Here is a 26,236-nt window from a genome sequence, read left to right as displayed (position 1 = left end):
CCCCCGGATCCCGCACGGATCCGGGGGCCGGCTCTGTTATGCGTCCAGGATGAGCGTGACCGGGCCGTCGTTGGTCAGCGCGACCTGCATGTCCGCCCCGAAGACGCCGCGCTCCACCTTGGCGCCGAGGGCTTCCAGCGCGCCGCAGAACGAGTCGTAGAGCGGCTCGGAGACCGGGCCCGGGGCGGCGGCGCTCCACGAGGGACGGCGGCCCTTGCGCGTGTCGGCGTACAGCGTGAACTGGCTGATGGCGAGGATCGGTGCCTGCTCGTCGGCCGCGGAGCGTTCGTCGTGGAGGATCCGGAGGGTCCAGATCTTGGCGGCCAGCGCGGCGGCCTTCTCGGGGGTGTCGTCGTGGGTGACGCCGAGCAGGACCACCAGCCCGGGCCCCTCGATCGCCCCGACCACCCCGCCGTCCACGGTGACGGACGCCCGGCTGACTCGCTGTACGACGGCTCGCATGGCGATATCTTCCCCTGCGGGAGATCGTCCGGTCATCGGACCCTCCAACCGGCAAATATCCTTTCGAAGCGCGATCTGGCAGGATTCGTTCATGGCGTCGACTCTGATCACTGTTGCTCCCACCGGTGCCGAGACCGCGAAGGCGGACTGCCCGGCGTTGCCGACCACGCTCGACGAGCTGGTCGGGACCGCGAAGCGCTGCGAGGCCGCGGGAGCGGCGATGATCCACATCCACATCCGCGACGACGAGCACCGGCCGACGCTGGATCTCGGCCGGCTGACCGACACGGTCGCCGCCGTCCGCGAGAACACCGCGCTGATCGTCCAGCTGTCCACCGGCGGCGCGGTCACCGATCCGTACGAGAACCGCCTGCGGGTGCTCGACGCCGCGCCGGACTCTTGCTCGCTCACGATGGGCACAGTCAACTTCGGCGACGACGTGTTCATGAACCCGTGGCCGTTCGTCACGCAGCTCTTCCAGCTCACCCAGGAGCGCGAGGTCGTCCCGGAGTTCGAGCTGTTCGACCTCGGGCACGTCGCCGCGCTGCACCGGCTGCTGGACAAGTTCGGCCTGCCGTACGGCGGCCGTGTGCACTGCGACCTGGTGATGGGTGTCCCCGGCGGCATGCCCGGTACGGCGGACGCGCTGGTGGCGGCCGTCAACGCGCTGCCCGACGCGGTCACGTCCTGGTCGGCCACCGGCATCGGCCGTACGTCGCTGACGGTCGCGCTGGCCGCGCTGTCGAAGGGTGGCAACCTCCGCGTCGGCATGGAGGACACGCTGACGCTGGCCAAGGGGCACCCGGTCAGGCACAACGCCGAGCTGGTCGAACGCGTCGCCGCGCTGGCGACCCTGGCTCAGCGCCCGCCGATGTCACCCGACGAGGCCCGCGACCTCCTGAACATCAAGCACAGGTAGCCGATCGCCACGATTGTTGCCTCCAGCAATAGCCAGTCGCGGGTGTAGTCGCGGGGGAGCACGGTCGGGTTGGGTCCTGTTCCTTGCCGCAGCAGCAGCGGCACCGCGATCAGGGTGGTGACCCCGACGTACAACAACGTCGTCCGCACCACCCCGACCGTCCGGTGGTGCCCCGGCCGCGCCGACCAGCGGGTCACCAGCCAGCCGACGCCGACGGTCAACGGCACGAGAAAGAAGTCGTCGACGAGAACCGCGCCGCCCAACCACAAGGGCAACCGCACGAGAGCTGGGATGTCGACCGCCTGGACCAGCTTCCACAGACCCCACAGGCCAACCAGCACACCTGCGACCAGCAGTCCGATGCGCAACCTCATGCGATGACCTCCAGCGAATGCACCCATTTGGTCTGCAGCACCCCGGGCCGGTTCGGCGCGATGACCCGCGCCGGAAACCCGTGATCCATGGCCAGCTCGCTCCCGTTGAGCCGTAGCGCAAGGAGCGTGAGCGAGTCAGCCGCGAACTCCGCAGGCAGTTCGCTCGTCCCGTAGAACCCGCCCTTCTCCATCGACACCACCCGGACCCGCGACGCCGCCGGCGCGCCGCACAGCTCCAGCAGGTCCCGGATCCGTACACCCTCCCAGCGCGCGCCCTGACTCCACCCCTCGACGCAGGCGATCGGCAGGTCGGAGCGGTTCTGCGGAAGGGCGCGGAGTTCCTCGAGCGTGTAGGACAGTTGCCGCGGGCCCATGATCGTGAACCGCCAGTCCGCGTCGATCCCGGTCACGCCGGCCGCTTCCGCCGTACGGTTCACCGGCAGGCCCTGCGGACCGATGTTGGGCTTGCGTGGCGCGAGGACGGCAACAGGCCCGAGGGCCGGTGCGGACTGGCCGACCGAGGTGATGCCGACGAGCGTCGCGGCGCCGGCGACCGTGCGGAACAGTCCGCGGCGGGTGAGGCCCGTGGTATCGGCGGGCAGCGACTCGGGCGCGGGGTCCGGCGTGCGGCGCCAGTTCGCGCGGATCAGCGGGAGCTTCACGGCGAGGTGGACGAGGAGGGCGCCGACGATGATCCACGCGAGCGCGTAGTGCGTCTGCCGGAACGGGAACGGCCACGGGTACCACTGCAGGGTGTTGACGAACCCGATGAAGAGTTCAAGTGCCATCGAGGAGACCAGCACCAGGATCGACAGTCGCTCGATCGCCGGGCGGATCGCCTTCGGGTCGAACTTCGCGAACAGCTTCGGATAGACCGTCCACAGCTTGGCCAGCAGCAGGGGGACGGCAACGATGCCGCTGAGTACGTGCAGGCCCTGCGTCACGCGGTACAGGTTCGCGGGGCGGCTGGGGATCGGCAGCCAGCTCGGGGTGTCCTGCAGTAAGTGGCTGTAGAGCCCGGTCAGGAAGCAGATCGCCACGGCCGTGCCGAGCCAGCGGCCGATGACGGTCGCCACCCGTGGATGGTGCAGCGGCGACGGGAACGACTTCTCCGTCGGTGGTGCCGGGAGCTTCATGATTCCACTACAACGCAGCCGGAGCCGTGTGGACGCCGTCCTTCGGTTACTGCTCGCGAACGGTGACGCCGGAACCAGTTATCCACAGGTCTGCGTCCGGAGGTCGGCCGGTGGCACCGATCGGGGCATACTCTGGGCGAACTTGACGGAAGGAGAGTGGCGGCGTGAAGACGCAGGAGCGGTCGTCCGACGATGACGAGCGGGCGATGGCGGATCTGGCCGAGGTCGTCGACTGGCGACCGATCTGGGGACCGCCGGCCACGGGCATGGACGCGATCCGTGCCCTGGTCAATCGCGTCACCACCGCCACCGGCTGGCGCCCCTGGGCGCCGGGCAACATCGACCCCGATCGGTACACCTGGGGTCTGGTCACCCAGCGCGAGACGGTGATGCTCGTGCTGCCCGACGCGGTCCTGCCGGAGAGCCCGCGCAGCGGCTGGTCGGCGTACGAGATCGGTGCCTCGGAGGTGGAGCTCGCCGAGGAAGGTCTCGACGCGCACTGGCCGGGGCAGCTCGAGCTGGCCCGGCGTAACTGGGGTCCGCCGGTGTATGTCGGACCGGGCGACGACCTGCGCATCCCGCCGGAATGGCGCGGCCGCCGCCGGCACCTGGCGGTCTGGCTGCGGCCGGGAGCCGAGTTCCACCTGTATGCGTCCCAACCGGGGCCGGACGACAGCGCGGCCGGGTTCGGGTATTCCGTCTATGCGAACGAGGTGGCCTGATGGCAGAGGAAGCCGTCGATGCGGAAGACCTGCTCAAGGCCATGGTCGCCGAGTTCCGGAAGCTCATCCGGGTGGCTCGGCGCGGCGGACAGCAGATCTGGCGGCTGCTGAACCGGCAGCAGCGACGCCGCACCGCGATCGAGCGCGGGCTCAACGAAGACCGCTGGGGTCCCGACCGCGAGCGGGACGACGCCCGGGAGCGGACCGCCGAGCTCGAGCGCGAGGCCGAGCGGGCCGAGCGGCAGGTCCAGGATCTCGAGCAGGACAACCGCGAGCTGGAGGGCAATCTCGAGCGGGAGCGCCAGCGGGACGCCGAGCTCAACAACGACCGCGACCGGAACGGGCTCGACGACCGTGTCGAGAACCGGACCGACCTCGATCGGGACCACCGCGACGACGCGACCGAGCGCCGCGACGAGACCGACCGGGAGAACGAGAACGCCAACGACCGCGACGGTGACGGCGTCGACGACGCCGTCGAGCGGCGCGAGGACGAGCGCGAACGGACGGACGAGGACCGCCGCAGGCGCGACGAAGAGAACCGCCAGCAGCAGGACCGCGAAGACGGCATCGACCCCGCCGCCGCGGCCGGCGCGGCAGCCGGCGCAACCATCGCAGCCGGCGAGATCGACGACCGGCTCGACGAGCAGCGCGCCGAAGACCTGGAGCAGGACCGCGCCCCCGAGACCGAGCCGGGCCAGGACGGCCAGCAGACCGGCCCGGAGCTGGACGACCCGTCGACCGAGGCGGACAACGTCCGGCAGACCGACACTGCTGCGGAGCAGGACGGCGTCAACCCGTACGTCGCCGAGGAAGGCGCCCTGGACCGGGACGGTCAGCAGGCCGACCCGGAGCTGGACGACCCGTCGACCGAGGCGGACAACGTCCGCCAGACCGACACCGCCGCGGAGCAGGACGGTGTCAACCCGTACGTCGCCGAGGAAGGCGCCCTGGACCGGGACGGCCAACAGGCCGACCCGGAGCTGGACGACCCGTCGACCGAGGCGGATAACGTCCGCCAGACTGACACTGCCGCGGAGCAGGAGGGCGTCAACCCGTACGTCGCCGAGGAAGGCGCCCTCGACCGAGACGGCCAGCAGGCCGACCCCGAGCAGGCCGCCGACACCGACCTCAGCGCGGAACAAGACGGTGTGAACCCGTACGTCGCCGAGGAAACCGGCCGCGACGGCAACGACTTGCAGCAGGACGGCACCGACCTGGACCGAGAAGGCACCGACCTCGGGCAGGACGGTCAGCAGGTCGACCCGCAGACCGTGGACTCACAGCAGGTCAACGGGCAACAGCTCAACGGACAACAGGTCGAGGCCCCGCAGGTCGACGGCCAGCAAGTCGATGGACAGCAGGTCGACGGGCAGCAGGTTGAGGCCCCGCAGGTCGACTCACCGCAGGCCGATGGGCGACAGGTGGAGACGGCGGAGGCTGAAGCTCCGCAGGCCGACACCCAGACCCAGCAGGTGCAGGGCCGTGAGCAGGGCGCCGAACAGGCTCCGCAGGCGAAGGGCCCCAACACGCAGCAGCTCGCCAACGCCAGCCAGAACGCGGTAGACGAAACCGCCGGCCTCGGCCAGGACGGGCAGGACGGCCAGAACCCCGGCGGTCAGGCCAGCGAGGCACAGGGCACACAGTGGCGCCCACCGGAGGACCCGGCGATCGCCGAAGCCCGAGCCGGCCAGGCGAGCAAGCCGAAGAGCGGCCCCGGCCAGCAACTCCCGCCCGACGAACGAGCCCAGATCGACCACATCCGCGGAGACCAGACACCTCTCAGCGCAGTCAAGGTCGAAGGCGGCAACGTAGCCACCACCGAACGTCCAGGCACCCCCGCCGCCCAACGCGACCAAGACCGCACCCGCGGCGACCGAGGCCGAGGCGACGACGGCGGCCGCAGCCGCTAACCACAATCCCCCGCCCGGCGCCCCAACCCAGGGAGCGCCGGGCGCTGGTCGTACGAACCGTCCGCGTGCGCAGGTCGCACGCACTGCCGGGGTGCCTCGGTTGTACAAACCACCCGCGCCCGCCGGCCGTACGAATCGCCTGCGCTGTGCCGCTCGTACGAACCGTCTGCGCACGGCGGCCGTACCAACCACCCGCGCCCGCCGGCCGTACGAGCCGCCTGCGCACGCGGGCCGTACGAGCCGCCTGCGCACGCGGGCCGTACGAGCCGCCTGCGCACGCGGGCCGTACGAGCCGCCTGCGCACGCGGGCCGTACGAAGCACTCGCGCACGCCGGTCGTACGAAGCACTCGCGCCCGCCGGTCGTACGAGCCGCCGTGCGCCGGTCGTACGAAGCACCCGCATCCGCCGGCTGTACGAGCCCACCGTCCGCCGGCCGCACGAACCACCCGCACCCGCCGGCCGTACGAATCGCCTGCCTGGGCTGGCTGTACGAATTGCCTGCCTGGGCTGGCTGTACGAATCGCCTGCGTGCGCTGGGCGTGCGAACCGCCCGCCTGTCGGTTGCGCGTGCTGGGCGCGACTGGCTATGCCGGGCGCTTGTTGCCTGCCTGGTGTGTTGCCGGTGGCTCGCTGTTCACACGAGGCGGTTGCCAAGTACTTGTGGCAGGTGCTGTGGGGGCTTCGTACGAGTGGCGAGCAGGCGGATGCCTGTGTTCGCCGGTTGCCCGCGTCGGCGTGTACATCGCTAGCCGGCTACCTCCGCACATCGGTCGGGGTGCTGCTGCCCTTCGTACCCGCCTGCTCGTCGACCGTCCGCAGGGCTTGGTTGTCGGCTGTTCTGGTGCCGTCTGCGACTGCGTGCACCGGTCGCGGGCTGTCTACCGTCGTACGTCGGCCAACCTGCTGGGTACGCCGGGCGGCCGACCCGCTGGCTGGCTGCGTCCTGTGGTGCTGCCGGGTGTCGCATGCGTCGCCATCGGCTAACCACCTACCTACACCCTCCGCCTGCGTACGCCGGTCGCCTCGCGACGCCCACACCCAGGCGACCGGAACACCCTGCGGCCGGCGTACCTGGGGATCGCCGTACTTGGGCCGGCGTACCTGGGGAACGCCGTACTTGGGCCGGCGTACCTGGGGAACGCCGTACCTGGGCCGGCGTACCTGGGGGATCGCTGCACCCCGCGACCGGCGCACCTGGGGAACGCCGTACTTGGGGCCGCCGGACTGGGGCCGACGTACCTGGAGCGCCGCCGCACCGGGCGCCGCAGCACCCGAGGTGTCGGCGTACCTGGGCCGCGGTGTCTGCTGGCCTGGTCGGGTGGCTAGTAGACGATTGCTTGGGTGTTGTCCGTGAGGATTTCTTCGGTGAAGGCGGGGGAGCCGGCGATTCGGGTGCCTTCCCGGAGGTCTGATTCGGTGAGGGCCCGGCGTTTGGCGCACTGGGTGCAGACCGTTAGTTGGCCGCCTTCCAGGACGGCGGTGAGGAGGTCGGCGAGAGGGGCGGCGTGGGGGAGGTCGAAGGATTCGGCTCGGCCGGGGACGGCGAACCAGACTGCCTCGCCGGTCAGCCACAGGGAGACCGTGGCGCCGGACGCTACGGCGGTGGCGGCGACGGTGAAGGCCTGGTTGGCGCGTTCGGGTTCGTCGGCGCCTGCGGTCAGTTTGATCACCAGCGTGCGGGGCATTCCGCCACGGTAGCCGCCGGGCGCGCCGAGGTGGCGTGCGGGATGTCACGTGGAGCCGGGCGAGGACCGCAGTACGCATCCTCTAGACTGACCAGCGTGCTGCATGTCGTCTTCACCACGCTGCTGGTCCTGGTCTGTGTGTTCATGGGCTGGTTCTCGGCGTTCGTCGTCTACCGGCTGTATCGCGGCCGCAGTGCGAACTGAGTGATCGCATGCCGTTCGAGATCCCGCAGGACCTGCACCCGGACCTGATGCCGCTCGCGTGGCTGCTCGGTCGCTGGGAGGGCCGTGGGCACGGGGACTACCCGACGATCGAGAAGTTCGAGTTCGGGCAGCAGATCGACTTCACCCACAACGGCAAGCCGTACCTGCACTACGTCAGCCAGACGTTCGTGGTCGGCGAGGACGGCACCAAGGAGCGTCCGCTCGCCGTCGAGACCGGGTTCTGGCGGCCGCAGCCGGACAACAAGGTCGAGGTGATCCTGGCGCACCCGACCGGTATCGCCGAGATCTGGTACGGCGATATCGACGGCGCGAAGATCGAGCTGCAGACCGACGTCGTGGCCCGCACCGTGACCGCGAAGGAAGTCACCGCCGGCCACCGGCTGTACGGTCTCGTCAACGGCGAGCTCCTGTGGGCGTACGACATGGCCGCCGAGGGCCAGTCGCTGCAGCCCCACCTGTGGGCGACACTCGTCCGCTCCTGACGCTCAGCCAGCCAGGGTCCTAACGCTTAGCCAGCCAGGCTCCTAGCTCTCCGCCACCCAGGAGTACTCGACCTTCGGCCGTCCGCTGCGCCCGTCGTAGCGCTGGGTCCGCAGCGCCTGCCCCTGGTCGGCCAGATGTTCGAGGTACCGCCGCGCGGTGATCCGGGACGTGCCGAGCGACGTCGCCACTTCCTCGGCGGTCCAGCCTTCACGGTTCGCGAGCAGCTGGACGACGCGGTCGAGCACCCCGCCGGCCAGTCCCTTCGGCACCGACGAGACGGTTGCCGGATGCAACAGCCGGTCGACCTCGTCCTGATCCGCGACGACCTCGCCGAGCGCGGCGGCCCGCCGTTGCCGGGCGTACGCCGTCAGCCGGTCCCGCAGCGTCTCGAACGCGAACGGCTTCAGCACGTACTGCACGACGCCGATCCGGGCCGCCGCCTGCACCGCCGCGACCTCGCGCGCCGACGTCACCGCGACCACGTCGGTTTGATTGCCGAGGGCCCGCATCCGGCGAACGATGTCCAGCCCGTGCCCGTCCGGCAGGTGCATGTCGAGCAGGACGACGTCGACGTCGCCGCGGGCCAGCACCTGCAGCGCGCGCCCGGCCGTACCGGCGATGCCGACGCAGGTGAACCCGGTCAGGCGTTCGACGTACGTGCGATGGGCCTCCGCGGCGACGGGATCGTCCTCGACGACGAGGACGCGCAGGTCAGGCACTGGCGCCCACTGCCCGCGGCAACCGCACCCGCACGGTCAACGCCGGTACGTCGTCCAGCTCGGAATCCGGATCCACCATGAGCGAACCTTGCCACCGCTCGACCGTGCTGCGCACCAGCACGAGCCCCAACCCGTGTCCCGGCTCGGCCTTCGTGGTCCATCCGCGCTCGAACATGTGCGCCAGCTCCACCGATCCCAGCTCGGCGCCGGTGTTCGTCACGATCAGGTCGACGGCGTCGGCGGTGGTCGCGGCCCGGAACTCGACCTTCCGCGGCGCCGGACCGCCCCGCGCGGCCTCGATCGCGTTGTCCAGCAGGTTCCCGACGACCGTCACCACGTCCTGCGCGGGCAGCCGGGTGTTCAGCGCTTCCTGCCCGAGATCGAGGCTGAGTACGACGCCGCGCTCCTGGGCCTGCGCCAGTTTCGCCAGCAGCAGCGATGCGAGCACCGGGTCGCCGACCGTGCCGACGACGCGGTCCGTCATCGCCTGCGCGAACTGCAGCTCCGACACCGCGAACTCGCGCGCCCGCTCCGGCTTCCCGATCTCGATCAGGCTGACGACGGTGTGCAGCCGGTTCGAGGCCTCGTGGTTCTGCGCCTGCAGCGATTCGGCCAGGCTTCGGACGGCGTCCAGCTCGCCGAGCAGTCGCTGCAGCTGCGTGTGGTCCCGCAGCGTGACGATCCGCCCGCGCCCGGACGGCTGCTGGTTCACGACCACGACGCCCTGCGCGCCGAGGTGCAGCTCGTCGTACGCCGTCCGCCCGGTCGCGAGCAGCTCGGCCAGTGGGGCGCCGAGGTGGAGCTCCTCCAACGGCGTACCGGGAGTAACCGAGCGCAGCCCGAGCAGCGTCAGCGCCTCGTCGTTCGCCAGCTGGACCCGGCCGTGCAGGTCCAGCAGGATCAGCCCTTCGCGGGCCGCGTGCAGCACGCCTTCGTAGAAGTCGAGCATCCGCGCCAGCGACTGCGTGCCGACACCGCGGGTTGCCCGCCGGACCCTCCAGGCGACGAGCGCGTTGCCGGCGATCGCGACGCCGAGCATCAGGCTGCCGATGCCGAGCATCGAGCGCAGGTCGAGCCGGACCAGCTCCCCCCAGCCCGGCACCGGGATCCCGCTCGCGGCGTGGTCGCGCAGCGCCTGGGCGCGGGAGCGGCTGACCATCACGATCCAGACCATCGCGATGAGTACAGTGACCGTGACGGTCTGCAACCAGAGAACCTGGCGGCGCAACTCCCACGGCCGACGTTTCATGGCGAACAGTGTGCCCCCACTTCGCAGGGCGGACGATGCGGCGAACGATATGAACGAAATGCGCGGTTCTCCTGTGCGTCACGTCACAGTTACTCGAACACCCCTCCGCCAGGCCGATACAGGGAGTCCCGACCATGTCGAGCCCGACCGAACCCCGCCCGACTCCGGTGCGCAACGACCGGACCCATTTCCTCTACATCGCCGTCATCGTCGCCGTCCTGCTCGGCATCGGTGTCGGTTTCCTGTTCCCGGACTTCGCGGTCGAGCTGAAACCGCTCGGCACCGGGTTCGTGAACCTGATCAAGATGCTGATCAGCCCGATCATCTTCTGCACGCTGGTGCTCGGCATCGGCTCGGTCCGGCAGGCCGCCAGCGTCGGCAAGGTCGGCGGCCTCGCGCTCGTCTACTTCCTGGTGATGTCGACAGTCGCGCTCGCGATCGGCCTGGTGGTCGGCAACATCGTGCAGCCGGGCTCCGGCCTGAACCTGACCGACAAGCTCCGGGAGGCCGGCCAGAAGCAGGCCGCCGGGGCGCACGAGACCACGACCGACTTCATCCTCGGCATCATCCCGAAGTCGCTGCTCTCGTCGCTGACCGAGGGTGAGGTCCTGCAGACCGTCCTGGTCGCGCTGCTGGTCGGCTTCGCGCTGCAGGCGATGGGCGCCAAGGGCCAGCCGATCCTGACCGGCATCGGTCACATCCAGCGGCTGGTGTTCAAGATCCTGTCGATGATCATGTGGACCGCCCCGATCGGTGCGTTCGGCGCGATCGCGGCGGTGGTCGGCGCGACCGGCTGGGACGCGCTGGTGAGTCTCGGCAAGATCATGCTGGCCTTCTACATCACCTGCCTGCTGTTCGTGATCGTTGTCCTGGGCACCATTCTCCGGATGGTCACCGGCGTGTCGATCTTCCAGCTGCTGCGTTATCTCGGCCGCGAGTTCCTGCTGATCGTGTCCAGCTCGTCGTCGGAGACCGCCCTGCCCCGGCTGATCGGCAAGATGGAGCATCTCGGCGTCGACAAGTCCGTGGTCGGCATCACCGTCCCGACCGGGTACTCGTTCAACCTCGACGGTACGGCGATCTACCTGACGATGGCGTCGCTGTTCATCGCGGAGGCGATGGACACCCCGTTCTCACTGGGGCAGCAGATCTCGCTGCTGCTGTTCATGATCGTCGCCTCGAAGGGCGCTGCCGGGGTCACCGGCGCGGGCCTGGCGACGCTGGCCGGCGGTCTGCAGTCGCACCGGCCGGAGCTTGTCGACGGCGTCGGTCTGATCGTCGGAATCGACCGGTTCATGTCCGAGGCCCGGGCGCTGACGAACTTCGCCGGCAACGCGGTCGCGACCGTGCTGGTCGGTCACTGGGTCGGCGAGTTCGACAAGGAGCAGGCCCGCCAAGTGTTCGGCGGCGAGGACCCGTTCGACGAGGTCGCGTTCGCCGCCGGTGACACCCACGCCGGTGACCTCCCCGCCGCGGTACCGGCAACCGCACCGGCGGCCCGCCCGACCGACACCTGATCCACCTTCCCACCCCTCCAAGCGCTGCCCGCCGGGCCACAGACCGGCGGGCAGCGCTGTGTCAGCAGCTCGACAGTACGTATGCGTCCACTACCGCCGCTCCCTGCCTGCGCCCCCGCTTGGCGCGACGCGCAGTGGACCTATACGTACTGTCGAGCTGCAGACCTACTTGCCGTTGAGCATCTCCACGACCGGTCCCAGGTCGTCGAGGTACGTGGCGTTGACGCTGATGTACGACGTGCCGAACTCGTCCCGGCGGCGCTGCAGCTCGTCGGCCATCTCCTGCGGCGTGCCGCGCAGCATCATCAGCGAGTCGCTCGCCTCCAGCACCTCGGGCTCGACACCGGCCGCGCGCTTCGTCCACGGCGGCAGCTCGCGGGTCCCGGCGGCGAACAGGTTCATCGCCAGCTCGATGTCGTCCGCCCGCGCACCGGCCAGCTCGCGCAGGTCCCGGACCAGCTGGGCGACCTCGGCGCGCGGCGTCATCGCGTCCTTGGCGAGCGAGACGATGTCGGCGCGCGAAGCCGCCAGGGCGAGTGCTCGCGGTCCACCGGCGGCCAGCATGATCGGCGTACGGCGGTCTCCGTCGAGCTGCTGCAGGTGATCCAGCGTCCGGCGCACCTGATCGCGGCGCTCCTTGGCCGATCCCCAGGGCAGGCCGAGCTCGGCCGTCTGCTGCTCGGCGACCGGTCGCCCGGTGCCGATGCCGAACTCGAACCGGCCGTCGGTGAGCACGGTCAGCGTGTGCGCCTCCCACGCGGCGGCGCGCGGCGTCCGCAGCGGAGCGGCCGCGACGAACGTGCCGACCCGGATGTCCGCGACCGCGGCGGCCATCGCCAGCGACGGGAACGGCGACGGCAACTGCAGCCCGTCAGGCATCAGCACTGTCGAGTACCCCAGCTCGGCCGCCCGGCGCACCGTGGCCGTCCACTCGTCACCGGTCGTCGGGCTGCCGACGACACCGAACCTGAACCGCTTGTCGCTCATCACCTTGCTCCCTTCGCCTGTAGTACTGACAGCGTCCCCGGGCAGGGGGTCTGTCCACATCCCACGGTGGGAGGCGTTCGCCGTACGCCGCGCGACGTACTCTGGTGACATGTCACGCAAGCGCAGCCCCCTGCTGGACCGGCCCGGCGCGGTCGAGGCCGACGGACTCGACGCCGGTGTCGCGGCGCACTACGGCTCCGACCTGCGCGAGCAGCGAGCCTTGGTCGCCGGTGAGGCGTTCGTCGACCTGTCGCACCGCGACGTGGTCACGATCACCGGCCCGGACCGGCTCACCTGGCTGCACGCGCTGACCACGCAGTACTTCGAGGGACTGAAACCCGGTTCGTCGACGACCGCGCTGCTGCTGTCGCCGACCGGGCACGTCGAGCACGCGATGTACGGCGTCGACGACGGCGAGACGTTCTGGCTGCACACCGAGCCGGGTGCGGCGGCCGCACTGGTCGAGTGGCTGCAGAAGATGGTGTTCATGTCCCGCGTCGAGATCGCCGACGTGACGGACGACTACGCGATCGTCTGGCGGCCCGGGCCCGCGGGCGATGAGCACCTGAGCCGGAGCGGTGAGGACTCGCTCGGCGGGCATGAGGTCTTCCTGCCGCGTGCGGAGCTGGCCGGCCTGGAGGGCCCGGCAGCCGGGGTCTGGGCGTACGAGGCGCTGCGGATCGCGGCGGGTCACCCGCGCTTCGGGCTGGACACCGACGAGCGCGCCATCCCGAACGAGCTCGGCTGGCTCGGCGTCGGCGTGCATCTCGACAAGGGCTGCTACCGCGGCCAGGAGACCGTCGCGCGGGTGCACAACCTCGGTCGCCCGCCGCGCCGCCTCGTGCTGCTGCACCTGGACGGTTCGGTCGACCACCTCCCGGCCCACGGGTACGCCGTCAAGGCCGGCGACAAGCAGGTCGGTTCGGTCGGCTCCGCGGCCCGCCACCACGAGCTCGGCCCGATCGCCCTGGCCCTGGTCAAGCGCAACGTCGACCCCGCCGCCGTCCTCGAGATCGTCGCCGAGGACCAGCCCACGGTGACCGCCACCCAGGAACTCCTGGTCGACCCCGAGGTCGGCCTGCACGTCCGCTCCCGGTTGTGAGGGGAATCATTCACAACACGGGGTTTTGCACCTGTACAGTTCAGCCGTGACCGAACCTGTGATCCTGGCCGACGTCGTCCGGAGCGACTTCGTCGAAGGCCATCACCGCGGCTCCGTCGTGGTGACGAACCCCGACGGCACGGTCGACTGGTCCGTCGGTGTCGTGGACCGGCCGATGTTCCCGCGCTCGTCGAACAAGCCGATGCAGGCGCTCGCCATGCTTCGCCACGGCCTGCCGCTGACCGACGAGCTGCTCGCGCTCGCGGGCGCGTCGCACTCCGGTGAGCAGTTCCACCTGGACGGCGTCCGGAAGATCCTCGCGGAGGCCGGGCTCGAGGAGTCGGCGCTGCGGACGCCGGTGGCGTACCCGCTGGACGACGACACCCGGGACGCCTGGGTCCGCGCCGGTCACGGCAAGGAGCGGATCGTGATGAACTGCTCCGGCAAGCACGCCGCGATGCTGCTGACCAGCAAACTCAACGGCTGGTCGCTGGAGGACTACCGCTCGCCGGACCACCCGCTGCAGCAGGCGGTCCGGACCGCGATCGAGGACACCGCGGGCGAGAAGGTCGCGCACGTCGCGGTCGACGGCTGCGGTGCGCCGATCTTCGCGCTGACGCTGGCCGGCCTGGCGCGGTCCTTCGGGGCGTTCGCCGGCGCGGCCGCGGACACGCCCGAGGGCCGGATCGCGGACGCGTTCCGGGCGTACCCGGAGTACGCCAGCGGGAGTACGCGTGACGAGGCCGAGCTGATGCGGGCCGTCAACGGCCTGTTCTGCAAGGCCGGCGCCGAGGGCGTGTACGCCGTCGGCCTCGCGGACGGCACCGGCATCGCGCTGAAGCTCGAGGACGGTACGCCGCGCGCTCGCAAGGTCGTCATGGCCGCAACGCTCGAGCGGCTCGGGATCTCCAACGACACGATCAAGAACCACCTGCACTTCGACCTGACCGGCGGCGACGCCGTCGTCGGCGCGGTCCGCCCGCACGCCCCGACCTTCGCCTGAGCCCTTGACGCCGCCCGGCTCACTTGGCGCGGAGGCGGTCGACCGGGGGTGAGGGGATCGGGAGCGGTGCGGCGGGGGCGGGTAGGTCGTAGCCGGCGTACAGGCGGCGGCGGATGTCTTCGAGCGGGAAGGTCTCGCGGTAGATCGCGAGCTTCACGGTCACGCCCTCCAAAGTTGCTCTGAGCAACATCTCCTCGATCGCCGGGTCGGCGGCGCCGCGGGCCGCGAACACATCGCGGATGGCGTCCTCGACCAGGGACAGGCGATCGGACTTGGCCTGCTCGACGCGGGCGAAGACGTCGTGCGTGCTGGGCTGCATCATCAGCGTGATGGCGAGTCGCTGGATCGGCAGCGTGGTCGCGGCCGCCATCAGCGCGCCGTCGATGATGCCGCCCAAACGTTCGTCAGGTGTTCCCTGGATGCTCAACAAGCCGGCGATGCCGTCCAGCCAGCGGTCGAGTAGCTCGGCGGCCAATTGCTCCTTGGTGGCGAAGTAGTACGACACCAGGCCGCGGGAGACGCCCGCGGCGGCCGTGACATCGGAGATCGACGCGGCCTCGTAGCCCTTCGCGGCGAAGGTCTCCAGGGCCGCGGCCAGGATCCGTTCGCGGGAGCGTTCCCGGAGCTCCTGGTTGACGGTCGCCGATCGCGGCACGACTCCTTCTTCCGGTCGAGGCCTGAAGCGCCGGGCAACCCCCAAAACCCTCGTGCCCGGCGCCTCGGGCTGACCCCCCGTTGTTTCGGCCCCTCCCCAGGCGCCTTCTATAGACTGGACGTCCAGTCAACGAATGTAAAGGCCTTGCCCGATTCGTGGGACACGATCCGTGACGGGTAGGATGGACGGGCTGCGCCCTGTGTCGAGTGGCACGTGAAACCAGCCGTAGCCACCGCCTAACACCCTTCGATGACTTGGAGCGCTCCTTCATGCCTGTCCGTAACGACCTGCGCAACGTCGCGATCGTGGCCCACGTCGACCACGGGAAGACCACCCTCGTCGACGCGATGCTGTGGCAGTCCGGTGCCTTCGGAGCCCACCAGCACGTCGACGAGCGGGCGATGGACTCCGGTGACCTGGAGCGTGAGAAGGGCATCACGATCCTCGCCAAGAACACCGCCGTCCGGCACAAGATGGCCAACGGCGAGCAGGTGACGATCAACATCATCGACACCCCCGGCCACGCCGACTTCGGCGGCGAGGTCGAGCGCGGGCTGTCGATGGTGGACGCGATCGTGCTGCTCGTGGACGCCTCCGAGGGCCCGCTGCCGCAGACCCGGTTCGTGCTCCGCAAGGCGCTGGCGCGCAAGATGCCGGTGATCCTGGTGGTGAACAAGGTCGACCGCGCCGACGCCCGGATCTCCGAGGTCGTCGACGAGACCTACGAGCTGTTCCTCGACCTGCTCGACCACGACGCCGACCAGAGCGCCCTCGACTTCCCGGTGGTGTACGCGTCGGCGCGCGCCGGCCGGGCCTCGATGACTCAGCCGGAGGACGGCGGGCTGCCGGACTCCGAGGACCTCGAGCCGCTGTTCGAGACGATCCTCGCCAACGTGCCCGCCCCGGAGTACGTCGAGGACGCGCCGCTGCAGGCCCACGTGACGAACCTGGACGCCTCGCCGTTCCTCGGCCGGCTCGCGCTGGTGCGGGTGCACGAGGGCACGCTGAAGAAGGGCTCGCAGGTCGCCTGGTGCAAGCACGACGGGACGATCGAGCGGGTGAAGATCACCGAGCTGCTGGTCACCGAGGCGCTCGAGCGGGTGCCCGGCGACTCGGCCGGCCCGGGTGACATCGTCGCGATCGCGGGGATCCCGGAGATCATGATCGGCGACACCCTCGCCGACCCGGAGAACCCGACGCCGCTGCCGCTGATCACCGTCGACGAGCCGGCCATCTCGATGACGATCGGCACCAACACGTCCCCGCTGGCCGGCCGCCAGAAGGGCACCAAGGTCACCGCGCGCCTGGTCAAGGACCGGCTCGACAAGGAGCTGGTCGGCAACGTGTCGATCCGGGTGCTCCCGACCGAGCGGCCGGACGCCTGGGAGGTGCAGGGCCGTGGTGAGCTGGCGCTGGCCATCCTGGTCGAGCAGATGCGCCGCGAGGGCTACGAGCTGACCGTCGGCAAGCCGCAGGTGGTCACCCGCGAGATCGACGGCAAGCGGCACGAGCCGGTCGAGCGGCTGACGATCGACTGCCCCGAGGAGTACCTCGGCACCGTGACGCAGCTGCTCGCGGTCCGCAAGGGCCGGATGGAGCAGATGACCAACCACGGCACCGGCTGGGTCCGGATGGAGTTCCTGGTGCCGGCCCGCGGCCTGATCGGCTTCCGGACCGAGTTCCTCACCGACACCCGCGGTACCGGTATCGCGCACCACGTGTTCGAGGGGTACGAGCCGTGGTTCGGCGAGCTGCGGACGCGGCCGAGCGGTTCGCTGGTCGCGGACCGGGCCGGCGCCGCGACGTCGTACGCGATGATCAACCTGCAGGAGCGCGGCACGCTGTTCGTCGAGCCGACCACCGAGGTGTACGAGGGGATGATCGTCGGCGAGAACTCGCGCGCCGACGACATGGACGTGAACATCACCAAGGAAAAGAAGATGACCAACGTCCGGTCCTCGACCGCCGACGAGTTCGAGAAGCTCGTCCCGGCGCGCAAGCTGTCGCTCGAGCAGTCGCTGGAGTTCTGCCGCGAGGACGAGTGCGTCGAGGTCACGCCGGACGCGATCCGGATGCGCAAGGTCGCCCTCACCCAGATCGAGCGCGCGAAGCTCGGTCGCAAGACGAAGAGCTGAGAGATGCTGGATCGTGCTGTGATCGACGGGCTGTTCCCGACCGACCTTCCGGAGCCGCAGCACTGGGAGGACCGCTATCCCCTCCGGCAGTTGCCGGAGGGCGCGAAGGTCACCCGCCTCGGCCCGTCGCCGACCGGGTTCATCCACATCGGCGGCGTCTACGTCGGCATGATCGACCGGGACATCTCGTCGAACACCGGCGGGGTGTACCTGGTCCGGGTCGAGGACACCGACCAGTCCCGTGAGGTCGAGGGCGCGCTGGAGCAGTTCGCGCGCGCCTTCGAGTACTTCGGCATCAGCTCCGACGAGGACCGCGACCACGGGGCGTACGGGCCGTATCTGCAGTCGCAGCGCGAGCAGATCTACCTGACCTACGTGCGGCACCTGCTCCGCCAGGGCAAGGCGTACCTGTGCTTCGCCACCAAGGACGAGCTCGCCGGCATCACCGCCCGCCAGCAGGCCTCGAAGGTCCCGACCGGGTACTACGGCCAGTGGGCGATCTGGCGCGACGCCGATCCGTCCGACGTCGCCGCGAAGCTTGCCGAGGGGGCGCCGTATGTCGTGCGCTTCCGGACCCCCGACGACGCCGACGGGCAGCGGACCAGCTTCGTGGACGCGATCCGCGGCCGGCTCGGGCACGAGGCGAACCGCAACGACGCGGTGATCCTGAAGGCCTCGGACCAGTCGCCGCGGCTGCCGACGTACCACTTCGCGCACGCGGTCGACGACCACCTGATGCGGGTGAACCTGGTGATCCGCGGCGACGAGTGGATCTCCTCGGTGCCGTTGCACCAGCAGCTGTTCGCGGCGCTGGAGTTCGAGCCGATCACCTACGCGCACATCGCGCCGCTGATGAAGCAGATCCCGGGCGGCAAGCGGAAGCTGTCCAAGCGCAAGGACCCCGAGGCCGGTGTGGACTTCTACATCGGCGCGGGCTTCCCGGCCGACGCGGTGCTGTACTACCTGCGCGGCCTGGCCAACGGCCGGCTCGCGGAGCTGCCGCTGGCCGAGGCGTTGTCGACGCCGATCGACCTGAGCCAGTGCGGTGTCGCCGGGCCGCTGGTCGACCTGGTGAAGCTGGAGGACATCAGCGCCGACCACATCGCGACGCTCAGCGGGCAGCAGATCCTCGACGCGGTTCGCGCCTGGGCGGTGCAGTACGACGCCGAGCTGGTTCCCGTGCTGGACAACGAGAAGGAGCTGGCGCTGCGGGCGCTGGCGGTCGAGCGGGACGGTGTCGAGAACCCGCGTAAGGACCTGCGCAAGTGGTCGGACTTCCGCCCGGCGTACGGCTTCTTCTTCCCCGAGCTGTTCGTCCCGGTCGACGGGCCGTCCGACGAGCGGCTGGTCCCGCTCGGTGTCGCGCCGGACGTGGTGACCGCGTTCGCCGCGGACCTCGTCGCGAGCTACGAGCATCTGGACGACCCGCAGGAGTGGTTCGACCAGATCCGCACCCTCGCCGGCAAGCACCGGTTCGCGCCGAACGCCAAGGAATACAAGAAGGATCCGGACGCGTACGTGGGCTCGATCCGCGAGGCCTCGCAGCTCGTCCGGGTCGCGATCACCGGCGCCACCCGCAGCCCCGACCTGCACGCGACCGCGCAGGCGCTGGGCGCCCCGGAGGTCCTGCGCCGGCTGCGCGCGCTGGCCGCCTAGAACACGAACTGGAAACGGTCGCCGACGGAGCGCGCACACGGCTCCGTCGGTGTGATACACCATTTCTCGGTCAGTGGCGGGGGAAGAAAGTTTTGATTCGTTACCAACCAGACGTGAAGTAGCGACGTCTGTCTTGTGGAAGCACTCTTTGGGGGAAGGACAAGGGAAACATGGGCATTCTGCGTAAGCTCGGCGCAACCCTGACGGCTGCCGCGTTCGTGGGCGTCGGCGCACTGTCGGCATCCACCACGGCTGAGGCCGCGCCTCAGGTCGCGACGTCGGCGCAGAAAACGACGACGGCTCCGGCTCCGGTCGGTCTGCCGCCGAAGGCCGCCGCGGCGAAGCCGAAGGCGACCTCGAACAGCAAGCTCATCGCGAAGTACCGCATCGACAGCCGCTGCATCACCAAGGGGCGGGTGCTGTGCATCAACAAGAAGACCCGCAAGCTGGTCTACATGGTGAACGGCAAGCCGGTGCAGGTGCTGGACGTCCGGTTCGGCTCCAGCCGGACCCCGACGCGGAACGGCGTCTTCCGCGTCTACCGCAAGTCGAAGAACCACGTCTCGTCGCTGTACCACACCAAGATGCCGTACGCGATGTTCTTCAGCGGCGGCCAGGCGGTGCACTACTCGTCGGACTTCAAGGCCCGCGGCTACAACGGCGCGTCGCACGGCTGCGCGAACGTCCGCGACAAGAAGAAGATCGCCTGGATCTTCGCCCGGGTGAAGGTCGGCGACCGCGTCGTCGTCTACAGCAAGTGAGCTGAGCACACCGAGCACACCGAGCACAGCGGCCGGGGAGCTACTCCCCGGCCGCTGTCGCGTTTCCGAACGCCTTGTAGAGCCGTGGCTCCACCAGGCAGAAAGTGGCCTTGACCACGCCCGTGGGCGTCCGGCGCAGCGTCTGTACGGCGATGTCCGCGGCCGACCGGGCCGGCCAGCCGTAGATCCCGGCCGAGACCGCAGGCAGCGACATCGTCTGCACCCCGAGCTCGTCCGCGATCCGCAGCGCGTTGCGGTAGCAGGACTCGAGCAGCGCGGGATCCCGCTGCCCGGCGGTGTAGTTCGGCCCGACGACATGGATCACGTACGACGCCGGGAGCGCGCCGGCTGTGGTCCAGACCGCCGTACCGGTGGGAGTGCCGTCCGGATACCGCTCGATGAGCTCGTCGAGGATCTCGCGGCCGCCCGCCCGGTGGATCGCGCCGTCCACGCCACCGCCGCCGCGCAGGGCGTGGTGAGCGGCGTTCACGATCGCGTCCGCGGGCACCGTGGTGATGTCGGCGGTGCTCAGCACGATCTCCATATGCGGCTCCTCAGGTACGCTGAGCCAACCAGATGGCCGGTGAGGACGTCCTACAAGTGTAGGGACGGGGCTACCAGAGGGGTTCTCCGATGCGTGGGCTGATCATTCGCAAGGTGCTGAGCGGGCTGGTCGCCGGGGGCGTGCTTGCTGCACTCCTGAGTTCCGGAACGACCGCGACCGCGACCCCGCAGGACCTGAAGACGGTGCCGTTCGAGGTCAGCGGCGAGCTGCCGATCTACCCGAAGGCGCTGTGGAAGAACGGCTCCAGCGGCACGAACGTCCGCAAGGTCGAAGCGCGGCTGGTGCAGCTGAAGCTGCTCGAGAAGCGCTACCTGGACAACGAGTTCGGGACCATGACCCGGTCCGCGGTGAAGAAGTTCCAGAAGTCGAAGGGCATTCCCCAGCTCGGGTACCTCGACCAGAACACCTGGGACCAGCTCGTCAAGGTCACCCACGAGCCGACCCAGACCGAGCTCTACCCGCCGGTGCCGGTGGTGAACGGCAAGAAGCTCGACGCCCGCTGCGCGACGGGTGTGGCGCTCTGCATCGACAAGACCAGCCGCAAGCTGCGCTACGTCGTCGACGGCGTGGTGAAGATGCAGCTGGACGTCCGGTTCGGCGCCGTGAAGACCGCGACCCGCGAAGGCAGTTTCACGGTCGGCTGGAAGAGCCGCAACCACGTCTCGAAGCTGTACGACTCGAAGATGCCGTTCGCGATGTTCTTCAGCGGCGGCCAGGCGGTGCACTACTCGTCGGACTTCGCGGCCCGCGGCTACAACGGCGCCTCGCACGGCTGCGTGAACGTCCGCGACCTGGCCAAGATCAAGATCCTCTTCGACGAGGTCAAGGTCGGCGACAAGGTCATCGTCTACCGCTCGTAACCACTTACAGTGGGCGGGGCCCTCGGCGGCGCCGGACGCCCCAGCCACCGCGGCCACGGCCGGTGGCGGCCCGGAGGGCGGGACGCGCGTCCACCAGGTAGACGGCGGAGGCGACGATGCCGATCAGGCCGAAGAAGCTCAGCCAGCCCTGGAACACCTGGCTGAGGGTGAAGACCGACAGGATCAGCACCCAGCCGGGCTTGGTGAGCTTGTCGGCGGCGATGAAGACCGCCCGGGGCCGGAAGACGGCGTCGGCGAGCGCGACCAGCTTGATCGCAAGCAGCACCCACCAGATGACCGACAGCGGATCGTCGAACCCGGGGATCAGGCTCTGGAAGGTGATCATGCTACGAGCCTAACCGACAGACCGGGCGGCCCACCGCTGCCGAGTGGCAGCTGTGGACCGCCCGGGCCCGTGATTCACCGCCGAGTGGGTGAATCATCACTGTCTGTGGTGATGCGGACCGGTGGTCAGTCGCCGATCTTGTCGGCCGCGGCCCCGGCGGCCTTGGTGGCGGCCTTCGCGGTCTTGCGGGCGCTGGTCGCGGTCGCCTTCACGGTGCGGGTCGCGGACTGCGCGGTCTTCCGGGTGGTGGTCCGGGTGGCCTTGGCCTTGCTCGCCGTGGTCTTGGCGGAGGTGACCAGGTCCTCGGTCGCCTTCTGGTGGCGGATCCGCTCGACCAGGTCCTTGCCGCGGCCGGCCAGGTCCTCGTAGGTCTCCTCGGCCTGGCCGAGGACGACGGTGAAGCCGGCCTGCGCGGTCTTCGGCAGGTCGCGCAGCTTGGCCGGGGCGGTGCGGGCGTCGGCGACGATCGCCTCGAACCGCTTGGCCAGCTCGGTCTGCGCCTTGGTCAGCTCCTTGGTGAGCTCGGTCTGCAGGGCCTTCTGGTCCAGCTTGGCGAACCGGGCGGTGACGTCCTCGCCGACGGCGCGGACCTTCTCGACCGCGAGGTCGCCGGCACCGGCGATCGCGTAGAACGGGGTAACAGGCGTACGGGTAGCCATCAGGCTTCTCCTCGGGGTGTTTTCAGCAGGTTTGGGGTCACTCGGTAGGAGTGTTCTCGCGGACGAACGACGCGTAGACGTCCAGCAGCACACGCTTCTGCCGCTCGTTCAACGCCGGGTCGAGCAGGACGGCGTCGACCACACCGGAGGACTGCTTGCCCTCCTGGCTCTCGTCCGGATCGAGGATGCCGGCCCGTACGTACAGGGTCTCCGCGGAGATCCGCAGCGCCTTCGCGAGTTGCTGCAGCACGTCGGCCGACGGTTTCCGCAGGCCGCGCTCGATCTGGCTGAGGTACGGGTTCGACACTCCGGCCAGGTCGGACAACTGCCGCAGCGACAACTGCGCGTGCCGCCGCTGCTCGGCGAGGTACTCCCCGAGGGAGCCCACCGCCCCAGCCGCCCGATCACTCAACTTGGCCATGTCCCCAGTGTGCTAGCAGGGTGCTTGCAATTGCAAGCACCCGGCCCGTGAGGCGGCTCACGTGAACCGTTTACTGCTTCTTACTGCTCCCGGAAGACCTTGTGCTGGGCGGCCTGGGCGCGCGGGCGGACCGTAATGCGGTCGATGTTCACGTGCGCGGGGCGGGTGGCGATCCAGGCCACGATGTCGGCGACGTCCTCGGATGTCAGCGGCTCGCGGACACCGGCGTACACGGCGTCGGCCTTGGACTGGTCGCCGTCGAAGCGGGTCAGCGCGAAGCCTTCGCTGCGGACCATGCCGGGGGCGATCTCGCTGACCCGCACCGGCTGGTCGTACAGCTCGAGGCGGAGCGTGTCGACGACGGCCTTCGCGCCGTGCTTGGCGGCGACGTACCCGCCACCGCCCTCGTAGGCGACCTGGCCGGCGGTCGAGCCCATCACGATGATCGTGCCGCGTCCGGCGATCAGTGCCGGGAGCAACGACTTGGTGACGGCCGCGACCGCGATCACGTTCACCTCGTACATCCGCCGCCAGGCGTCCAGATCGGCGTCGGCCACCGGTTCGAACCCGAACGCGCCGCCGGCGTTGTTCACCAGCACCTGCAACTCGTCGCCGACCGCCGCGGTCAGTGCGGCGACGTTCTCGGCGGACGTCACGTCGCACTGCACCGCGCGGCCGTCGATCTCCTTGGCCAGCGCCTCGATCCGGTCCAGGCGCCGCGCGACGCAGATCACCTCGAATCCCTCGCGGGCGAGGTAGCGCGCCGACGCGGCCCCGATCCCACTGCTAGCACCGGTCACCACTGCCAGAGGACGCTCGGAAGTCATAGCCCGAGTCTCTCAAACCCGCCCGGCGGCGAAGCCGGCTGTCTCAGGACCGGCCGGCTCCGACGGGCTGCCGCGGCGCCGCCTGCGCGGGTACGGCGGGACGCCGCCGGGCGGACGCGACGACACCGGCGAGCGCCGCGAGACTGACCGCCAGGAACCCGCCCAGCATGGCCAGCGTCTGCCCGTCCGGATGGATCAGCGCCTGTCCGCGGAACGCTTGGACAGTGACGGTGATCATCACGCCGGTGTACCCGAAAGCCGCGACACCGATCAGCCGGTTGCGGACCCGCTCGGGCCGCAGCCACTCGACGCGGGCGGCGAGCAGGCTCAGCGCCAGGACCGCGAGCAGCAGGAAGTGGATCGCGTGCAGTCCGACGAAGTGCGGGATCCGCAGGTCGCCGCCGACCGTGCTCCAGTTCGTCAACGGCATCCCCGGACCGCCCGCCTCGACGCCGATGCCGTGGCTGCCGGCCAACGTGACCGGGTGCCCGTACGCGTCCGTGACCTCCTGCCGCTGACCCTGCGAACCGACCAGGTAGAACGCGAGCGCCATCCCGGCCACGGCCAGCCCGAGGCCGACCCGGATCGCCCGGTTCAGCGGCCGGTCGCCGATCCGCTGGAACAGCAGCATGATCGCGACGACCAGGCTCGCGCCGAACAGCCCCAGGACACCGGACATGAAGACCTTCTGGCCGACCTGGTTGAACGTGTCGGAGTTGTCGTTGAAGTGGCTGAACGTGCCGCGCGCGGCCTGCACGGCGATGAACCCGACGTCGACGATCCCGGTGACCGCGAACAGCGTCCCGGTCCACCAGCCGAAGCGTTTCGCCTTGCGCAGCTTGGAGAGCAGCCACGCGAGCGTCGCGCCGTACAGCACGAACGACATCCCGAACTTGAACGGCTTCAGCCACACGGACTCGTTGAGGATCTCCCGGCCGTCGACCAGCAGACCGATCCCGGACACCGCGACCAGACCGGACATGACGAGCACCATCAGCATCAACGGGCGATGCCAGGACCTGACTTCTTGGAGGACTGTACGCATGTCCTCAATGCTTTCGGCGCGGCGCCCGGGAAGCAGTGGTGCGAGTCCGCCAGTGGGGGTGGACGTAGCCCCACCACAGGTCAGGCCTGGCGGGTCGGCAGCGCGATGATCTGGCGCAGGTTCAGCTCCCGCCGGCGGCTGACCGCGAACGTCACCACGTCGGCGATGTCGTCGGCGTGCAGCGGGCCGATCTGCTCGTTCATCGACGCGATCAGATCCTGTCCGGAGTCGTCGAGGTGGGTGGCGAGTTCGGTGTCGGTCAGGCCCGGTTCGAGGTTGGTCACGCGGACGTCGTACGGCGAGAGGTCGGCCCGGAGCGCCGCGGACAACTGCGTGAGCGCGGCCTTGGTGGCGCCGTAGACGGCGTACCCGGGGAAGATCGCGTGCGCGCCGATCGACGAGATGTTCACCAGGTCGGCGGTGCGGCCCTCGCTCGCCGCCTTGATCAGGTCGGGCGTGAAGGCCTGGATCAGCCGCAGTACGCCGGTGACGTTGGTGTCGATCATCCGGGTCCAGTCGTCGAGCCGGCCGTCGGCGATCGGCGCGGCCAGCATCACGCCGGCCGCGTTCACCACGAGGTCGACGGTCTGCAGCCGCTCGTGGATCCGTGCGACACCGGCGTCGACGGACTCCTGCGACGTGACGTCCAGGCCGACACCGAAGGTACGCGGCCCGAGCTTGCCGGCCAGGTCGTTTAGGCGGTCCTGCCGCCGCGCGACGAGCGCGACCGAGGCGCCGGCCTCGGCCAGTTGGGTGGCGACGGCGGCGCCGATACCGCTGGCGGCGCCGGTGACTACAGCGTTGCGAATGCTCAAGTTGGTCATGGCACCGATCCTGGGGCGGCCGCCGAGGCTTACCCAGGTGTCTGCTGAGCCTGGTTCTGGCAGGACCAGGTTGCGGATCCGCCTGGTCTGGATACTGGAAGGTATGGATCGTCGTGCCGAGCTGACCGAATTCCTCAAGTCGCGCCGGGCGCGCGTGCAGCCCGAGGAGCTCGGCGTCAAGGTGTACGGCGGGCGGCGCCGCGTGCCGGGCCTGCGCCGCGAGGAGCTTGCCCAGGCCGCCGGCGTCAGCGCCGACTACTACGTCCGCCTCGAACAGGGCCGCACCGACAACGTCTCGCAGGAGATCCTGGACGCGGTCGCGGACGTCCTGAAGCTGACCGAGGACGAGCGCAAACACCTGGCGCTGCTGGCGAAACCGGTCCGCCGTGCTCCGCGGCGCCGCGCGGCGCAACGCCTGCGCCCGGGGATGCAGCGGCTGCTCGACTCGATGCCCGACGTGCCTGCGTTCGTACTCGGCCGCCGGATGGACGTCCTGGGCTGGAACCGGCTGGCCGCCTCCCTGATCGCCGATTTCGACAGCCTCGACTGCAAGGACCGCAACATCCCCCGGCTGGTTTTCCTCGACCCGGCGTCGCGCGACTTCTACCCGGAGTGGGACGCGGTCGCGGAGGAGACCGTCGGCTACCTGCGGATGTATGCGGGCCGCTACCCGGACGATCCGGAGCTGACCGAGCTGATCGGCGAGCTGTCGATCCGCAGCCCGGAGTTCCGCGAACACTGGGCCCGGCACGACGTGAAGGACAAGACGTTCGGGACCAAGACGCAGCACCACGCGCTGGTCGGCGACATCACCGTGCAGTACGAGACGCTCCAGCCGCCGGGCGAACCGGACCAGTTACTGGTCACGTACACCGTCGAGCCGGGCTCCACCTCCGAGCAGAACCTCCGCCTGCTCGCGAGCTGGACCGCCGCCGATAGGGAGAAGTCCCGATTCCCCGCGCAGACCCCGGAGTTACCCTGACCA

Annotated in this window: 27 protein-coding genes; 12 read left to right on the top strand and 15 right to left on the bottom strand. The window is 69.9% G+C overall.

Features of this window, described 5'->3' with window-relative positions; translation table 11 throughout:
• Nucleotides 1-36: 36 nt before the first annotated feature.
• Nucleotides 37-462, bottom strand: a complete 426-nt coding sequence (gene dtd, locus ABZW60_RS05660; protein WP_355474372.1) for a D-aminoacyl-tRNA deacylase — start codon at nt 460-462, stop codon at nt 37-39.
• 91 nt (nt 463-553) lie between these two features.
• Here dtd and ABZW60_RS05655 point away from each other — a divergent pair, with 91 nt between their 5' ends.
• Entirely contained in the window at nt 554-1,381 is an 828-nt protein-coding gene (locus tag ABZW60_RS05655; protein ID WP_355474370.1) for a 3-keto-5-aminohexanoate cleavage protein, read from the top strand.
• On the opposite strand, the gene ABZW60_RS05650 is transcribed toward ABZW60_RS05655, so the two are convergent.
• Both ABZW60_RS05650 and ABZW60_RS05645 read right to left on the bottom strand, forming a co-directional pair.
• The gene (locus tag ABZW60_RS05650; protein WP_355474369.1) at nt 1,321-1,755 is read right to left on the bottom strand and encodes a hypothetical protein; all 435 of its coding nucleotides are present in this window, start codon (nt 1,753-1,755) and stop codon (nt 1,321-1,323) included. The two genes, ABZW60_RS05655 and ABZW60_RS05650, sit on opposite strands and share 61 nt — an antisense overlap.
• The gene (locus ABZW60_RS05645) at nt 1,752-2,891 is read right to left on the bottom strand and encodes a molybdopterin-dependent oxidoreductase (RefSeq protein ID WP_355474367.1); all 1,140 of its coding nucleotides are present in this window, start codon (nt 2,889-2,891) and stop codon (nt 1,752-1,754) included. Before ABZW60_RS05645 ends, ABZW60_RS05650 begins: the two co-directional genes overlap by 4 nt.
• A 164-nt stretch (nt 2,892-3,055) precedes the next feature.
• On the opposite strand from ABZW60_RS05645, the gene ABZW60_RS05640 reads away from it, so the two are divergent.
• Together ABZW60_RS05640 and ABZW60_RS05635 are read left to right on the top strand one after the other, a co-directional pair.
• The gene (locus tag ABZW60_RS05640) at nt 3,056-3,613 is read left to right on the top strand and encodes a hypothetical protein (RefSeq protein ID WP_355474365.1); all 558 of its coding nucleotides are present in this window, start codon (nt 3,056-3,058) and stop codon (nt 3,611-3,613) included.
• Nucleotides 3,613-5,526: a hypothetical protein gene (locus ABZW60_RS05635; RefSeq protein ID WP_355474363.1), complete on the top strand. Its 1,914-nt coding sequence runs from the start codon at nt 3,613-3,615 to the stop codon at nt 5,524-5,526. Before ABZW60_RS05640 ends, ABZW60_RS05635 begins: the two co-directional genes overlap by 1 nt.
• Before the next feature lie 1,323 nt (nt 5,527-6,849).
• Here ABZW60_RS05635 and ABZW60_RS05630 read toward each other — a convergent pair.
• Nucleotides 6,850-7,212 carry a DsrE family protein gene (locus ABZW60_RS05630; protein ID WP_355474361.1) on the bottom strand — a complete coding sequence of 121 codons (363 nt, stop codon included), beginning with the start codon at nt 7,210-7,212 and terminating at the stop codon, nt 6,850-6,852.
• 212 nt (nt 7,213-7,424) lie between these two features.
• Here ABZW60_RS05630 and ABZW60_RS05625 point away from each other — a divergent pair, with 212 nt between their 5' ends.
• Nucleotides 7,425-7,919 (top strand): FABP family protein, encoded by a 495-nt coding sequence (locus tag ABZW60_RS05625; protein WP_355474359.1) that lies wholly within the window; start codon nt 7,425-7,427, stop codon nt 7,917-7,919.
• Nucleotides 7,920-7,961: 42 nt separating this feature from the next.
• On the opposite strand, the gene ABZW60_RS05620 is transcribed toward ABZW60_RS05625, so the two are convergent.
• Both ABZW60_RS05620 and ABZW60_RS05615 read right to left on the bottom strand, forming a co-directional pair.
• On the bottom strand, nt 7,962-8,639 hold the full coding sequence (locus ABZW60_RS05620) for a response regulator (protein WP_355474357.1): 678 nt from the start codon (nt 8,637-8,639) through the stop codon (nt 7,962-7,964).
• Nucleotides 8,632-9,888 carry an ATP-binding protein gene (locus ABZW60_RS05615; protein ID WP_355474355.1) on the bottom strand — a complete coding sequence of 419 codons (1,257 nt, stop codon included), beginning with the start codon at nt 9,886-9,888 and terminating at the stop codon, nt 8,632-8,634. Before ABZW60_RS05615 ends, ABZW60_RS05620 begins: the two co-directional genes overlap by 8 nt.
• A 134-nt stretch (nt 9,889-10,022) precedes the next feature.
• Between ABZW60_RS05615 and ABZW60_RS05610 the strand changes: the two genes are divergently transcribed.
• Nucleotides 10,023-11,405: a cation:dicarboxylase symporter family transporter gene (locus ABZW60_RS05610; protein WP_355474353.1), complete on the top strand. Its 1,383-nt coding sequence runs from the start codon at nt 10,023-10,025 to the stop codon at nt 11,403-11,405.
• Nucleotides 11,406-11,570: 165 nt separating this feature from the next.
• Here the strand turns inward: ABZW60_RS05610 and ABZW60_RS05605 are convergent, their stop codons facing one another.
• Nucleotides 11,571-12,392 (bottom strand): LLM class flavin-dependent oxidoreductase, encoded by an 822-nt coding sequence (locus tag ABZW60_RS05605; RefSeq protein ID WP_355474351.1) that lies wholly within the window; start codon nt 12,390-12,392, stop codon nt 11,571-11,573.
• A 109-nt stretch (nt 12,393-12,501) separates the two neighbouring features.
• On the opposite strand from ABZW60_RS05605, the gene ABZW60_RS05600 reads away from it, so the two are divergent.
• Both ABZW60_RS05600 and ABZW60_RS05595 read left to right on the top strand, forming a co-directional pair.
• Nucleotides 12,502-13,494 carry a glycine cleavage T C-terminal barrel domain-containing protein gene (locus ABZW60_RS05600; RefSeq protein WP_355474349.1) on the top strand — a complete coding sequence of 331 codons (993 nt, stop codon included), beginning with the start codon at nt 12,502-12,504 and terminating at the stop codon, nt 13,492-13,494.
• A gap of 46 nt (nt 13,495-13,540) precedes the next feature.
• Nucleotides 13,541-14,497, top strand: a complete 957-nt coding sequence (locus ABZW60_RS05595; RefSeq protein WP_355474347.1) for an asparaginase — start codon at nt 13,541-13,543, stop codon at nt 14,495-14,497.
• Nucleotides 14,498-14,516: 19 nt separating this feature from the next.
• Here ABZW60_RS05595 and ABZW60_RS05590 read toward each other — a convergent pair whose 3' ends face one another.
• Complete coding sequence (locus ABZW60_RS05590) at nt 14,517-15,152, bottom strand: helix-turn-helix domain-containing protein (protein ID WP_355474346.1); 636 nt, start codon at nt 15,150-15,152, stop codon at nt 14,517-14,519.
• A 269-nt stretch (nt 15,153-15,421) separates the two neighbouring features.
• On the opposite strand from ABZW60_RS05590, the gene typA reads away from it, so the two are divergent.
• The 3 genes from typA (at nt 15,422) to ABZW60_RS05575 (ending at nt 19,704) form a co-directional block, all read left to right on the top strand.
• Nucleotides 15,422-17,287 carry a translational GTPase TypA gene (gene typA, locus ABZW60_RS05585; RefSeq protein ID WP_355474344.1) on the top strand — a complete coding sequence of 622 codons (1,866 nt, stop codon included), beginning with the start codon at nt 15,422-15,424 and terminating at the stop codon, nt 17,285-17,287.
• A 3-nt stretch (nt 17,288-17,290) separates the two neighbouring features.
• The gene (locus ABZW60_RS05580) at nt 17,291-18,943 is read left to right on the top strand and encodes a glutamate--tRNA ligase family protein (protein WP_355474342.1); all 1,653 of its coding nucleotides are present in this window, start codon (nt 17,291-17,293) and stop codon (nt 18,941-18,943) included.
• A gap of 170 nt (nt 18,944-19,113) precedes the next feature.
• Nucleotides 19,114-19,704 (top strand): L,D-transpeptidase, encoded by a 591-nt coding sequence (locus ABZW60_RS05575; RefSeq protein ID WP_355474340.1) that lies wholly within the window; start codon nt 19,114-19,116, stop codon nt 19,702-19,704.
• 40 nt (nt 19,705-19,744) lie between these two features.
• Here ABZW60_RS05575 and ABZW60_RS05570 read toward each other — a convergent pair whose 3' ends face one another.
• Nucleotides 19,745-20,248, bottom strand: a complete 504-nt coding sequence (locus tag ABZW60_RS05570; protein WP_355474338.1) for a macro domain-containing protein — start codon at nt 20,246-20,248, stop codon at nt 19,745-19,747.
• Nucleotides 20,249-20,337: 89 nt separating this feature from the next.
• On the opposite strand from ABZW60_RS05570, the gene ABZW60_RS05565 reads away from it, so the two are divergent.
• Nucleotides 20,338-21,129 carry a L,D-transpeptidase family protein gene (locus ABZW60_RS05565; RefSeq protein ID WP_355474336.1) on the top strand — a complete coding sequence of 264 codons (792 nt, stop codon included), beginning with the start codon at nt 20,338-20,340 and terminating at the stop codon, nt 21,127-21,129.
• A gap of 4 nt (nt 21,130-21,133) precedes the next feature.
• On the opposite strand, the gene ABZW60_RS05560 is transcribed toward ABZW60_RS05565, so the two are convergent.
• The 6 genes from ABZW60_RS05560 to ABZW60_RS05535 form a co-directional block, all read right to left on the bottom strand.
• Nucleotides 21,134-21,475 (bottom strand): DUF2516 family protein, encoded by a 342-nt coding sequence (locus tag ABZW60_RS05560; RefSeq protein WP_355474334.1) that lies wholly within the window; start codon nt 21,473-21,475, stop codon nt 21,134-21,136.
• 125 nt (nt 21,476-21,600) lie between these two features.
• The gene (locus ABZW60_RS05555) at nt 21,601-22,134 is read right to left on the bottom strand and encodes a hypothetical protein (RefSeq protein ID WP_355474332.1); all 534 of its coding nucleotides are present in this window, start codon (nt 22,132-22,134) and stop codon (nt 21,601-21,603) included.
• A 37-nt stretch (nt 22,135-22,171) separates the two neighbouring features.
• The gene (locus tag ABZW60_RS05550; protein WP_355474330.1) at nt 22,172-22,555 is read right to left on the bottom strand and encodes a helix-turn-helix transcriptional regulator; all 384 of its coding nucleotides are present in this window, start codon (nt 22,553-22,555) and stop codon (nt 22,172-22,174) included.
• Nucleotides 22,556-22,635: 80 nt separating this feature from the next.
• Entirely contained in the window at nt 22,636-23,382 is a 747-nt protein-coding gene (locus ABZW60_RS05545; protein ID WP_355474328.1) for an SDR family NAD(P)-dependent oxidoreductase, read from the bottom strand.
• A 43-nt stretch (nt 23,383-23,425) separates the two neighbouring features.
• Nucleotides 23,426-24,427, bottom strand: a complete 1,002-nt coding sequence (locus tag ABZW60_RS05540) for a hypothetical protein (protein WP_355474326.1) — start codon at nt 24,425-24,427, stop codon at nt 23,426-23,428.
• Between the two features lie 80 nt (nt 24,428-24,507).
• Nucleotides 24,508-25,251, bottom strand: coding sequence for an SDR family oxidoreductase (locus tag ABZW60_RS05535; protein WP_355474324.1), 744 nt, complete (start codon nt 25,249-25,251; stop codon nt 24,508-24,510).
• A 103-nt stretch (nt 25,252-25,354) separates the two neighbouring features.
• On the opposite strand from ABZW60_RS05535, the gene ABZW60_RS05530 reads away from it, so the two are divergent.
• Nucleotides 25,355-26,233, top strand: a complete 879-nt coding sequence (locus tag ABZW60_RS05530) for a helix-turn-helix transcriptional regulator (RefSeq protein WP_355474322.1) — start codon at nt 25,355-25,357, stop codon at nt 26,231-26,233.
• Nucleotides 26,234-26,236: the final 3 nt, after the last annotated feature.

Source organism: Kribbella sp. NPDC003557, from assembly GCF_040610805.1.
Lineage (GTDB): Bacteria > Actinomycetota > Actinomycetes > Propionibacteriales > Kribbellaceae > Kribbella.
Note: the sequence above shows the minus strand (reverse complement) of the source record. Positions and strands in the feature narration are given on the sequence as shown.

Coding starts and splice junctions, on each gene's coding strand:
- dtd (WP_355474372.1), bottom strand. CDS start 462: ATGCGAGCCGTCGTACAGCGAGTCAGCCGGGCGTCCGTCACCGTGGAC.
- ABZW60_RS05655 (WP_355474370.1), top strand. CDS start 554: ATGGCGTCGACTCTGATCACTGTTGCTCCCACCGGTGCCGAGACCGCG.
- ABZW60_RS05650 (WP_355474369.1), bottom strand. CDS start 1,755: ATGAGGTTGCGCATCGGACTGCTGGTCGCAGGTGTGCTGGTTGGCCTG.
- ABZW60_RS05645 (WP_355474367.1), bottom strand. CDS start 2,891: ATGAAGCTCCCGGCACCACCGACGGAGAAGTCGTTCCCGTCGCCGCTG.
- ABZW60_RS05635 (WP_355474363.1), top strand. CDS start 3,613: ATGGCAGAGGAAGCCGTCGATGCGGAAGACCTGCTCAAGGCCATGGTC.
- ABZW60_RS05630 (WP_355474361.1), bottom strand. CDS start 7,212: ATGCCCCGCACGCTGGTGATCAAACTGACCGCAGGCGCCGACGAACCC.
- ABZW60_RS05625 (WP_355474359.1), top strand. CDS start 7,425: ATGCCGTTCGAGATCCCGCAGGACCTGCACCCGGACCTGATGCCGCTC.
- ABZW60_RS05615 (WP_355474355.1), bottom strand. CDS start 9,888: ATGAAACGTCGGCCGTGGGAGTTGCGCCGCCAGGTTCTCTGGTTGCAG.
- ABZW60_RS05610 (WP_355474353.1), top strand. CDS start 10,023: ATGTCGAGCCCGACCGAACCCCGCCCGACTCCGGTGCGCAACGACCGG.
- ABZW60_RS05605 (WP_355474351.1), bottom strand. CDS start 12,392: ATGAGCGACAAGCGGTTCAGGTTCGGTGTCGTCGGCAGCCCGACGACC.
- ABZW60_RS05600 (WP_355474349.1), top strand. CDS start 12,502: ATGTCACGCAAGCGCAGCCCCCTGCTGGACCGGCCCGGCGCGGTCGAG.
- typA (WP_355474344.1), top strand. CDS start 15,422: ATGCCTGTCCGTAACGACCTGCGCAACGTCGCGATCGTGGCCCACGTC.
- ABZW60_RS05580 (WP_355474342.1), top strand. CDS start 17,291: ATGCTGGATCGTGCTGTGATCGACGGGCTGTTCCCGACCGACCTTCCG.
- ABZW60_RS05575 (WP_355474340.1), top strand. CDS start 19,114: ATGGGCATTCTGCGTAAGCTCGGCGCAACCCTGACGGCTGCCGCGTTC.
- ABZW60_RS05570 (WP_355474338.1), bottom strand. CDS start 20,248: ATGGAGATCGTGCTGAGCACCGCCGACATCACCACGGTGCCCGCGGAC.
- ABZW60_RS05565 (WP_355474336.1), top strand. CDS start 20,338: ATGCGTGGGCTGATCATTCGCAAGGTGCTGAGCGGGCTGGTCGCCGGG.
- ABZW60_RS05560 (WP_355474334.1), bottom strand. CDS start 21,475: ATGATCACCTTCCAGAGCCTGATCCCCGGGTTCGACGATCCGCTGTCG.
- ABZW60_RS05555 (WP_355474332.1), bottom strand. CDS start 22,134: ATGGCTACCCGTACGCCTGTTACCCCGTTCTACGCGATCGCCGGTGCC.
- ABZW60_RS05550 (WP_355474330.1), bottom strand. CDS start 22,555: ATGGCCAAGTTGAGTGATCGGGCGGCTGGGGCGGTGGGCTCCCTCGGG.
- ABZW60_RS05545 (WP_355474328.1), bottom strand. CDS start 23,382: ATGACTTCCGAGCGTCCTCTGGCAGTGGTGACCGGTGCTAGCAGTGGG.
- ABZW60_RS05540 (WP_355474326.1), bottom strand. CDS start 24,427: ATGCGTACAGTCCTCCAAGAAGTCAGGTCCTGGCATCGCCCGTTGATG.
- ABZW60_RS05535 (WP_355474324.1), bottom strand. CDS start 25,251: ATGACCAACTTGAGCATTCGCAACGCTGTAGTCACCGGCGCCGCCAGC.
- ABZW60_RS05530 (WP_355474322.1), top strand. CDS start 25,355: ATGGATCGTCGTGCCGAGCTGACCGAATTCCTCAAGTCGCGCCGGGCG.